We start from the raw sequence: 10,430 nt of genomic DNA on the forward strand, positions 1-10,430 counted from the left end.
CCCTGATTGTGGGCGGCAGCCACAGCCTGAAGCTGGCCGCACCGTTAATTGGCGCTCTAGAACAGGAGAGCTTGACCCCTCAAACGGTCTCCTACGGCTGTGACTGTAGCGAAAACACGCTGGAGCGGTTACGGGCGATCGCCAGCGAGCACCAGGCCGATGTGGTAATTGGCATCGGCGGCGGTAAAGCCCTCGACACGGCTAAGCTGCTGGCCCACCAGATTCATCAGCCGGTGATAACGGTGCCCACGTCCGCCGCCACCTGTGCGGCCTGGACGGCTCTCTCGAATGTCTACTCTGACCAGGGAGCCTTTCGCTATGATGTGGCCTTGTCCAGCTGTCCCAGCCTGCTCGTGCTCGACTACGCCCTGATTCGCACCGCGCCGCGCCGCACCCTGGTGGCGGGCATTGGCGACGGCTTAGCTAAATGGTATGAGGCGGCGGTCAGCAGCGGGGCCAGTCAGCAAACCCTGATTGTGGCAGCGGTGCAGCAGGCTAGGGTACTGCGCGATATTTTGCTGCAAAAAACCCCCGCCGCCCTGCGCCAGTGGGGTGGCTCCGATTGGCAGGAGGTGGTCGATGCCACCGTGCTGCTGGCCGGGGTGGTGGGCGGCGTCGGCGGAGCGCAGTGTCGCACCGTGGCGGCCCACGCGGTACACAACGGCCTCACCCAACTGCCTGCTAGCCACGGCATTCTCCACGGTGAGAAGGTGGCCTACGGTATTTTGGTGCAGCTGCGGCTCGAAGAAATGGGCGGCAATACCTCCCTGGCCCGCGCCGCTCGGCAGCAGCTATTGTCCTTTTACCGAACTGCCGGGCTGCCCCAAACCCTGAACGACCTGGGCTTGGGCGACATCACCCTAACCCAGCTGCAGCAGGCAGCGGAGTTTGCCTGCCATGAGGGGTCTGATATTCACCACCTGCCTTTTACGGTGGCCCCGGCGGCGGTGATGGCGGCGATGGTATCGCCCCTGTGCCCCGAACTGCGCGAAAAATCGCGTTCGATGGCCCCTCTTCGTCCTTCTAGCGTTGCCCCGGAGGTGCAGCCATGACCCTCGACTGGATGCCTACGGCCCACCGCCTCAGTGCCCTTCCCCCCTACGTCTTTGCCCGCCTCGATGAGCTGAAGGCCCGCGCCCGTGAGCAGGGCCTAGACCTAATTGACCTGGGCATGGGCAACCCCGACGGCCCCACTCCTGCCCCGGTAGTGGAGGCGGCCCGTCTGGCGATCGCCGATGTTGCTACCCACGGCTATCCACCCTTTGAAGGCACCGCTAGCTTTCGCACCGCGATTACCGACTGGTACAGACGCCGCTACGGGGTGGCCCTCGACCCCACCGCCGAGGCCCTGCCCCTGCTGGGCTCGAAGGAGGGTATTACCCACCTGGCAATGGCCTTTATCAACCCCGGCGACCTGGTGCTGGTGCCCACCCCGGCCTACCCGGCCCACTTTCGCGGCCCGGCGATCGCCGGAGCCGAAATCTACAACCTGCACCTCACTGCCGCCAACAACTGGCTGATTGACTTCGACGCTATTCCGGCAGAGGTCGCCCAGCGGGCCAAGGCGCTGTTCTTTAACTACCCCAACAACCCCACCGCCGCCACCGCCCCGCGCGAGTTCTTTGAGGCGGCGGTAGCGTTTGCCCACCGCTACCAGATTTTGCTGGTGCACGACCTCTGCTACGCCGAGCTGGCCTTCGACGGCTATCAGCCCACCAGCCTGCTCGAAATTCCCGGCGGTAAGGAGGTGGGGGTTGAATTTCACACCCTGTCAAAAACCTACAACATGGCGGGCTGGCGCGTGGGTTTTGTCGTGGGCAACTCCCACATTATTCAAGGACTGCGCACCTTAAAGACCAACCTCGACTACGGTATTTTTGCGGCCCTGCAGCGGGCGGCAGAAACGGCCCTGTCACTGCCCGACCACTACCTAGAAGAGGTGCAGCAGCGCTACTCCAGTCGCCGCGACTTTTTGATCGACGAGTTTGCCTCCCTGGGCTGGACGGTAGAGAAACCCCAGGCCACCATGTACCTGTGGGTACCCTGCCCCCCTGATACGACCTCTACCGACTTTGCCCTGACGGTCTTGCAGGAAACGGGCGTGGTCGTCACCCCCGGCAATGCCTTTGGCCCCGGCGGCGAGGGCTATATTCGCGTCAGCCTGATTGCTGAGTGCGATCGCCTGGCCGTAGCCATGGATCGCATTCGCCAGGCCGGGTTTCGCTTTGCCCCTGAGGCGGCGGCAGTGTAGGCGATCGCGCTAGCTCTAGCCCCAGTGTATAGTGAAACAAATCTCCAACCCCCGCTACCACCATGTTTAACCTCGGCTGGACTGAAGTTGTGCTCGTTATTGGGGTGGCCGTCCTCATCTTCGGCCCCAAAAAAATTCCTGAATTAGGCAGCGCCCTGGGTAAAACCCTGCGCGGCTTCAAAGACGAAATCAGCCAAACCCCAGACGATTCGGCCCTTGACACCTATGAGGATGCCGAAGACGCCGACGTATATCGTTAGACTGGCCATACAATTCCCCAGGGCGTGACATTAATAATTCTGGAATAATTCTGGCCCAAAGGCTTGAAGAATCAGTTTTGCCACGCCCGACCTAATCGACAGGCTAGGGACTTAAAACCCCCTAACTTTTAGCAGTTAACCGATAATTGACGATAGCCCCTAGCGTTACCCACCTCCATGCGGCAATTTCTGAAGTACACCCTGGCTAGTCTGACCGGGTCAGTTTTGTTTTTCTTGCTGCTGGGCTTTTTGCTCGCCCTGGGGGCGGTAGGGCTAGTGGGGGTGCTGATGGCTGGGCTCAACGAAGACAGCGATGCCCCCGCCATCGATCGAGACACCGTGCTGGTCTACGATCTCTCAACGGTGATTCCTGACTCGATCGCGGCGATCGACCCCAGCGCTATTGTGTTGGGTGGCTCAGCCCCTGGCGAAATTACCCTGCGCCAGGCCGTGCTGGCCCTAGAGTCTGCCGCCACCGACGATCGCATATCGGCCCTGTACATGAAGGGCAACGCTGGTATGGGGGTGGGGCTGGCCAGTCAGTCTGAACTTCATCCGGTTATTGAGGCTTTTAAGGCGGCGGGTAAGCCCATTCTGGCCTACGACATTTCTTGGGATGAGCAGGAGTATGCCCTCGCCGCCCTGGCCGACACAATCTACCTCAATCCCTTTGGCGACATTGAGATGAACGGCCTCTACGCCGAAACCATGTACCAGGCCGAGGCTTTAGAAAAGCTGGGAGTGGGGGTACAGGTCACCCGGGTTGGCCGCTACAAGTCGGCGGTAGAGCCGCTGATTCGCAACACCATGAGCCCTGAGGAACGCGAGCAAACCCAGCGCCTGCTGTGGGATGTGTGGCAGAACCTGCTGGATACTGCCGCTGCCCATCGGGAATTAACGCCTCAGCAGTTTCAGGCCGTTGCCAACCGCCAGGGGTTTTTATTTGGGGCCGAGGCCGAAACCCAAAACTTTGCCGATGCGATCGCCTACGAAGACGAAGTAATTGCCGCCCTGCGAGAGATTACGGGCGAAGGCGACATAACCAATAGCGACGGTGAAGACGACCTCGACTTTCGCCAGATTGACCTGGCCGACTACGCCAAAACCGTAGACGACCCCCTCACCAGCCGCCGTTCAGATCAGCAGGTGGCCCTAATCTACGCCGAAGGCACCATTGTCGACGGCGGCGACGACAGCGACCTGGGCCAAAGCGGCATTATCGCAGGCAATGCCCTGGCCCACCAGCTGCGCCAGCTGCGCCAGGACGATGAGGTTAAAGCCGTTGTACTGCGGGTCAACAGCCCCGGCGGCAGCGCCACGGCCTCGGAGATCATTCTGCGAGAAGTGAGGCTGCTGCAAGAGGCGGGTAAACCGGTTGTGGTTTCAATGGGCAACGTAGCCGCTTCTGGCGGCTACTGGATCGCCTCCCAGGCCGACGCGATTATTGCCCAGCCCACCACCATTACCGGCTCGATTGGGGTGTTCGGTATTTTTCTCAACCTGGAAGACCTAGGTACCAAGGTTGGGGTGAACTGGGAAGGCGTTAAAACCGCTGAGCTGGCCGATATTTTCACCAGCACGCGACCCAAAACCGAGGCCGAACTGGCCATTTTACAGCGCACCGTAGACGCCATCTACGACAGCTTTTTAGACCGGGTGGCCGAGGGCCGTGACCTGGAGCGCCCCGTAGTGGCCGAGCTAGCCCAGGGGCGAGTGTGGTCGGGCAAAGCCGCTCTAGACCTGGGCCTGGTAGATGAGCTGGGGGGCGTAGATACTGCGATCGCGACTGCTGCCGAACTCGCCAACCTAAACGACGACTGGCGTCTGAGAGAATACCCCAAACCCGACGACTGGCAACAGTTTTTGCGTTTTTTCCTAACTGCCGAGACAACTCGCACCACCGCCCACGACCCTCTCACCAGCCAGGTGCTAGAGTTCGTCGACGACGCCCAGCTCATGCGCGCCCTCAACGACCCGCGCGGCATCTACTCGATCATGCCCTACCGACTGGTCGTGAAGTAGTCTGGAGGGTGGAGCGGTTAGGAAGATGAAGGGATGATAAGAGATGAGCGGATAGGAAGACCTTTAAACAGCCTGATCAGGTGAACAATCCCACCTACCTCACCTTCACATGCTTCCTCTTCTTAGCCCCAGGAATTCCGTGTACCCGCATGAGATCGGCCAGGGTCGAGCAGTAGGGCTCCATGCCAAAGCTAGCCGGGCTAACCGCTCCAGCGTAGACAAAGTGACGGTAGCGCAGGCAAAAATAGTCCCAGGGAGCCATCTGCACCCTAAAGATCTTGATCAGCACGTCGGCTAGCCATGTCGATAGCGGAATGCGAAACCAGATGCGCTGGCCAAAGTAGCCGCAAATTTGCTCGACGGCCTGGTTGACGCTCAGGGGCGGGTTGCCCAGCACGTACTCCCGGTAGCCCTCGCTGGAGGGGTGCTGAACCAGGTAGTTGATCACCGTGGCAATATCCTGGGCGTGGGCGAAATGAAACCCTGCGTCGGCCTGAAAGAAGCGAATTAGCCCTACCCAGCGGGTGACATCCTTGAGCCCTGCCGAAATAAAGGAGTAAGGCTTTTCTTTGTCGCCGCCAAACACCAGGGTCGGAAACACCGTGGTAATTTTGTCATATACCGCTAACTCGGGTAAGCGGTGGTGGCACTCGTACTTGCTGCGAATATATTCGGTACCAAGGTCGCCTGCCTCCGGCAGCGGAGCGCTCTGCTGATTCAAAATACTGGCGGTGGAAAAATAAATAACCTGCTGGCAGCGCTGGGGATCGAGGTGAGCCATCACCTTCAGGTTGGCGTCGACATTGATGGCATCGACGTAGCCGGGGTCGCCGCCCCAGGCTGCCGCCGTTAGAATGGCAATGTCGATAGTGGGCAGCAGGTCAATAAAGGGATCAATATTCTCTAGCCCGCCTCGCAGAATGTGCACTCTAGGATTGTTTTGCACGGGCAGCCGCAGCTTCTCGGGGTAGCGCAGCAGCAAAAATAGCTCGTAGCGATCGCTCTCCAGCAGCAGCTCCAAAATATAGTGGCCAATGCAGCCGCTAGCCCCCGTCATAAACACGCGCAGGGTATTGGGGTTGGAGGTAAGGGGCAGGGTGTCCAAATTGCTCAGTTCAATAGGTATAGTCTGTCAGTTTAGACCGTTTTGGTGGAGCTAGACGCCCGGCCAAGGTCAGGAGTCTGGTGAAAAAATATAGCGCTGGCTAGCCTACTGAGGCTAAACATGATTGGCCAGGCGCTAAAACTAGGCCATTCGTTCGCTTGTTACTGGCTAAAACTCGTGTCCTACCGTTTTGGGGGTCATGGTTTACCATGCCGCTTAGCCGGGCAAAAGCGGCTCAAGTATCTTTAAAGCTCATGTAAAGCTGACAGATTTTGCCCGATCATCTCCGAGAAATTGCGTAGAGGGTCAGGCAACTTCCTGAGTTCCTGCGATGACCGCCCCTTTTAATCGTCATGTCGGCAACCCCTGCGGCCCTGATTTTGCCCATCGCCAGCAAGGCTTTACCCTGATTGAAATACTGGTAGTGGTCGTCATTTTGGGGGTTTTAGCGAGCATAGCTCTACCCAGCTTTTTGAGTCAGGCCGCCCGCTCTAAGCAGGCCAGGGCCTTGGTTTACATTGGCTTGGTCAACCGCGCCCAGCAGGCTTTTTTTGTAGAAAACGATCGCTTTGCCACCTCCACCGCCGAGTTAGGTTTTGCGGCTAGCCACGCCCCACCTGACTATGCCTACACCATCACCTCGCAAACCGGGGGCATAAAGGTGACTCAAACCCAGGCGATTCCAACGAATCCAGCCCTGCGAGGCTATGCCGGACTGGTGTTTAGCACTGTAGACCCCAGTGGCGCTGCCCGGTTGGGAACCGTCATTTGCCAGGGCGACACGGCGACCACCCCATCGCCCACGCCAGTGGCGGTGGCAGGGCAGGTGCAGATTTCTAACTGCAACACGCTGTAGAGGATTGAGTGGCGAAAGGCTTGGGGGTTTAGGGGCAAGGTTGCGGGTAAACCCCTGAACTGAGCCTTATTGCTGACTAAACGCGATCGCCTTTGTAACAAACACTACGAAATACCATAGCTGAGACCCAGGTGCAGCGCTAAAGTAAAGGTTGGCCTAATTTGCTGTATTCGCCGTGGCACCTGCCCAGTCCTCCTCTCCTACCGCCACTGATATTCAAGACCTCTTCGATCGCATTGCCCCGGTCTACGACAGCCTGAATGAGCGCCTCAGCTTTGGGCTGCACCGGATTTGGAAGCGGATGGCCGTGCGCTGGAGCGAGGCAAGCCCTGGCCACACCGTTCTCGATGTGTGCTGCGGCAGCGGCGACCTGGCCCTGATGCTGGCCCAGGCGGTAGGGGCTGCGGGTACCGTCTACGGCCTAGACTTTTCGGCAGAGCTGCTGGCGGTGGCGGGCGATCGCGCCCGCCGTACCCATTCCGCTGCACCGCTGCACTGGGTACAGGGCGACGCCCTGGCCCTACCCTTTGACGACAACACCTTTAATGCCGCCACTATGGGCTACGGTCTGCGCAACCTAACCGACATTCCTCAGGGGCTAGCCGAGCTGCGGCGGGTGCTCAAACCCGGTGCAAAGGCTGCCATTCTTGACTTTCATCGGCCCCAGGGCAGGCTAGCCGAGCAGTTTCAGCGCTGGTACCTCAATGCCCTGGTAGTACCTACCGCCGAGCAGATGGGCCTCACCCAGGAGTACGCCTACATTGGCCCCAGCGTCGATCGCTTTCCGACTGGGCCGGAGCAGGTGGTGCTGGCCCGCCAGGCTGGGTTTGAGCAGGCGGTTCACTACCCCATTGCCGGTGGGCTGATGGGGGTGCTGGTGGTGGGTTGCCATGATTGGCTCTGAGCTGTGGCTACTGCTGGCCCCACCGATTGTGGGGGGTGTGATTGGCTATTTCACCAATGACATCGCGATCAAAATGCTGTTTCGACCCTACCGTCCTCTCTACCTGGGCGGGCGGCGGCTGCCTTTTACTCCAGGGCTTATACCCAGCAACCAGGAGCGGCTGGCCAAGCGCATTTCTGACACGATTATGGGGTCGTTGCTGACCCCCGAAGAGCTGCAAAACCTGGCTCGGCGGCTGCTACAGACCGATCGCACCCAGGCGGCGATCAAGTGGCTGTTGCAGCTGGCCCTCGACCAGGTGCAGAGCCGTGCCCAGGATCGCACCGCCAAGATTGCCGGAGCCATTCTGCAAGACCTATTTGGCAAGTCGCTGCCCCGCCTGATTCGAGTGTGGGCTCGTCGCGAAGACTTTTTGGAGCCCCAGCTCAATCAGCTCTTTGACCAGGTGCTAATCGACTTTAAGCTCACGGCCGAGCAGGCTGACCAAATTGCCACCTGGTTGCTGACGGGCGTTTTTCCTCCTGACAAACTGCGCCAGCTCGTGATCGACTTTCTCACCGATCGCAACATTCAGGTCATTGACACTATTTTTCGTGAGCGCACCAGCGGCACTTACTGGGTGGTGGCCAACCTGTTTGGCGTGCGCAATGCCCTGGGTCGCCTGCGGGCCTTCTGCCTCGACGAGCGCGAGGTGAGTAACGCCCGTATTGCCGAGTTGGTTGTGGCTCTACAGGTCAAAAAACGCATGCAGGAATCACTTCAGCGCGTGTCGCTGCAAAACCTGCCGGTGGCTACTGTGCGCCAGGTGCGCCGCAATCTGCGCGAGTCATTACAAAGCTACATTCGCACCCTGGGGCCAGAGTTTGTGCGCGGTCTGGGGGCCTCGGTCAATTGGGAAACGCTGGCGACCCAGCTGCTCAACCGTCTGCAAAATTCTGAGGTAATTACCCGGTCGCTCGACCCGGTCAGTGAAGAGCTGGCGCTGGTTTTGGAACGCTACCTGGAGCGCGACCTGGAGTCGCTGGTGGCGCAAATTATCCCGATTCTCAATATTGACCAGGTGATTATCGACCGAGTGCGCGGCACTTCGGCGAAGGAATTGGAGATGGCGATTCAGGGGATTGTGCGCAACGAACTGCAGGCCATTGTCAACCTGGGCGGCATTTTGGGTTTTGCGATCGGCCTGCTGCAGGCGATATTTTTCTACGCTCAGCGATCGGGCGGGCTTTAGGGCGGTGCTGAGAGAACTAGTAAGGGTTGACGTTGTATATAGCTGTAGCCAATCGGGTTAGGACGTCTGTCAGACGAGCGTTCAAACGTTTGAACGTTTTCAGGCTTGATTGATGTCCTAACCCAGGTGACTCTGGCTATAGCTGTGGCCAGTCTGGTTAAGACAGGTCTCCTATGAACGTTCAAACGTTTGAACGTTTTGGGGATTTGTGAGTGTCCTAACCAGCATGACTACGGCTGTAGCTAGAGTGATTCACCAGCTTTGCCACTAAACGGCCTGCGGCTGCTGCGGACTTAGTTCGTCGTGATCTAAATCGAGAATGTCGTGGTTAGCTCCCGCCCCTGATCGATGACGGTCAACCCCGGTGTTCCAGCCGCCGCTACACAGCCGCTCCAGGAGGGGTTTGTCGTGGCTGATGGCAATCACACCCACCTGATTTTGGCGGGCAAACTCTAAAATTACCTGCCAGATCAGGGCCTGGGTGTTGGCGTCTAGCATGGCGGTCATCTCGTCGGCGATCAGGTAGCGAGTCTGGCGGTTGAGCACGCGGGCGATCGCGACCCGCTGCAGCTCTCCCCCACTCAGCTCGTGGGGGTAGCGGGTCAGCCAGCCGGGGTGAATGCCCAGGGCATCGAGGTGGTGCAGCTGGGGCGGGTGCCCCTCGCGCAAAATGCGATCGATGCGCCAGCGTGGATTCACCGCTAGCTCCGGGTTTTGAAAGACGAGCTGCACCGGGCAGTAGCCTTGGGTAAAGAGCGGCTGTTCATCGAGCGTAACTTGCCCTCGCGTGGGCGTCAGATAGCCCGCCAGCAGCTTGCCTAGGGTAGTTTTACCATAGCCCGAGGGGGCCATTAACCCCAGCACTTGCCCCGGTGTCACCGTCAGCGAGCGGTTTTGCACCACCCACGGCAGCTGAGCCCCGTAGCGAAACCATAGCCCGTTACCCTTCAGCATGAATACACCTCACCCAACCTTGACGCACCCACCGCAATTCAGGCCGCCCTGCCTCGCACTCAGCGGTGGCCCAGGGGCAGCGATCGCAAAACAGACACCCTATCGGCAAATTTTCGGGGCTGGGCTGGTTACCCGGCACCGGCACAAACTCGTTTTGGGGCAGCGATCGCCACAGCGCCTGGGTGTAGGGATGGCGCAAATTGCCGGTAGAAAAGTCTTTGGCGGCGGCAATTTCAGCCGTAGTCCCGGCGTAGAACACCGCCACTCGATCGGCCACCTGTAGGGCCGCTTCGATATCGTGGGTAATCAAAATCACCCCTCGCCCGCCCTCGGCCAGTTCCCGCAGGTGATTGAGCGTCTCGGTCACCACGTCAGGGTGTAGCCCTGGGGTCGGCTCATCGGCAATTACCAAAGCGGCCTGGGTCACCACCGCCGTAGACACCAGCACCCGCCGCGCCATACCCCCCGACAGCTGAAAGGGGTAGCGCTGCCGGGTGGTACCGGGCAGTTCGTAGCGGGCAAAGGTGCGATCGACCGCTGCCCGAGCGGCCGCCCTCGACAGCCCACTCAGCTGCCCCACCCGCTGCACCTGTTGGCCCACCGTCATCAGCGGGTCTAAGTAACCCACTGACTGAGGCACCAGCGCAATGTCTCTACCCCGCAGCGCCTGACACCGCTCTAAGGTCAGCGGTTCACCCTGAAACTGCATCGTCCCGCTCAGGTGAGCATTCTCCGGCAAAATCCCCAGCAAGGCATGGGCCAAAAGACTCTTCCCAGAGCCGCTTGCCCCGACCACCGCCACCAGTTCCCCCGCCTGTACGGTCAAATCCAGGTCGCTGATCACCGT

10 protein-coding genes are annotated in these 10,430 nt (G+C 59.6%); 7 read left to right on the forward strand and 3 right to left on the reverse strand.

From position 1 onward, the window contains the following. From IQ273_RS24590 to sppA, 4 genes are all read left to right on the forward strand, one after another. On the forward strand, window positions 1–1,052 hold a 1,052-nt coding region (locus IQ273_RS24590), incomplete at its 5' end, for an iron-containing alcohol dehydrogenase family protein (protein ID WP_194025782.1). Beyond that, window positions 1,049–2,251, forward strand: coding sequence for an aspartate aminotransferase (locus IQ273_RS24595; RefSeq protein ID WP_194025783.1), 1,203 nt, complete (start codon window positions 1,049–1,051; stop codon window positions 2,249–2,251). The genes IQ273_RS24590 and IQ273_RS24595, both read left to right, overlap by 4 nt. A gap of 62 nt (window positions 2,252–2,313) precedes the next feature. Continuing rightward, on the forward strand, window positions 2,314–2,511 hold the full coding sequence (locus tag IQ273_RS24600) for a twin-arginine translocase TatA/TatE family subunit (RefSeq protein WP_194025784.1): 198 nt from the start codon (window positions 2,314–2,316) through the stop codon (window positions 2,509–2,511). A gap of 177 nt (window positions 2,512–2,688) precedes the next feature. Continuing rightward, window positions 2,689–4,533, forward strand: a complete 1,845-nt coding sequence (sppA, locus tag IQ273_RS24605) for a signal peptide peptidase SppA (RefSeq protein ID WP_194025785.1) — start codon at window positions 2,689–2,691, stop codon at window positions 4,531–4,533. A 94-nt stretch (window positions 4,534–4,627) separates the two neighbouring features. Here the strand turns inward: sppA and IQ273_RS24610 are convergent, their stop codons facing one another. Further along, entirely contained in the window at window positions 4,628–5,638 is a 1,011-nt protein-coding gene (locus IQ273_RS24610; protein WP_228053785.1) for an NAD(P)-dependent oxidoreductase, read from the reverse strand. A 331-nt stretch (window positions 5,639–5,969) separates the two neighbouring features. On the opposite strand from IQ273_RS24610, the gene IQ273_RS24615 reads away from it, so the two are divergent. The 3 genes from IQ273_RS24615 to IQ273_RS24625 all read left to right on the forward strand — a co-directional run bounded on the left by IQ273_RS24615 (window position 5,970) and on the right by IQ273_RS24625 (window position 8,629). Continuing rightward, a complete protein-coding gene (locus tag IQ273_RS24615; RefSeq protein ID WP_194025786.1) occupies window positions 5,970–6,494 on the forward strand; it encodes a type IV pilin-like G/H family protein in 525 nt (174 codons plus the stop codon). 175 nt (window positions 6,495–6,669) lie between these two features. Further along, complete coding sequence (ubiE, locus tag IQ273_RS24620) at window positions 6,670–7,398, forward strand: bifunctional demethylmenaquinone methyltransferase/2-methoxy-6-polyprenyl-1,4-benzoquinol methylase UbiE (protein ID WP_194025787.1); 729 nt, start codon at window positions 6,670–6,672, stop codon at window positions 7,396–7,398. After that, window positions 7,385–8,629, forward strand: coding sequence for a DUF445 domain-containing protein (locus IQ273_RS24625; RefSeq protein ID WP_194025788.1), 1,245 nt, complete (start codon window positions 7,385–7,387; stop codon window positions 8,627–8,629). Before ubiE ends, IQ273_RS24625 begins: the two co-directional genes overlap by 14 nt. 267 nt (window positions 8,630–8,896) lie before the next feature. Here the strand turns inward: IQ273_RS24625 and IQ273_RS24630 are convergent, their stop codons facing one another. Both IQ273_RS24630 and IQ273_RS24635 read right to left on the reverse strand, forming a co-directional pair. Continuing rightward, entirely contained in the window at window positions 8,897–9,583 is a 687-nt protein-coding gene (locus IQ273_RS24630) for an ABC transporter ATP-binding protein (protein ID WP_194025789.1), read from the reverse strand. Continuing rightward, the coding region (locus IQ273_RS24635; RefSeq protein WP_194025790.1) for an ABC transporter ATP-binding protein at window positions 9,570–10,430 on the reverse strand (861 nt) is incomplete at its 5' end. The genes IQ273_RS24635 and IQ273_RS24630, both read right to left, overlap by 14 nt.

It is taken from the genome of Nodosilinea sp. LEGE 07298 (assembly GCF_015207265.1).
In the GTDB taxonomy this organism is placed as follows: domain Bacteria; phylum Cyanobacteriota; class Cyanobacteriia; order Phormidesmidales; family Phormidesmidaceae; genus Nodosilinea.

Bases quoted from the DNA above. Each gene is read 5' to 3' on its own strand.
- IQ273_RS24630 (WP_194025789.1), bottom strand. From the start codon at position 9,583: ATGCTGAAGGGTAACGGGCTATGGTTTCGCTACGGGGCTCAGCTGCCG.
- IQ273_RS24600 (WP_194025784.1), top strand. From the start codon at position 2,314: ATGTTTAACCTCGGCTGGACTGAAGTTGTGCTCGTTATTGGGGTGGCC.
- sppA (WP_194025785.1), top strand. From the start codon at position 2,689: ATGCGGCAATTTCTGAAGTACACCCTGGCTAGTCTGACCGGGTCAGTT.
- IQ273_RS24625 (WP_194025788.1), top strand. From the start codon at position 7,385: ATGATTGGCTCTGAGCTGTGGCTACTGCTGGCCCCACCGATTGTGGGG.
- IQ273_RS24595 (WP_194025783.1), top strand. From the start codon at position 1,049: ATGACCCTCGACTGGATGCCTACGGCCCACCGCCTCAGTGCCCTTCCC.
- IQ273_RS24615 (WP_194025786.1), top strand. From the start codon at position 5,970: ATGACCGCCCCTTTTAATCGTCATGTCGGCAACCCCTGCGGCCCTGAT.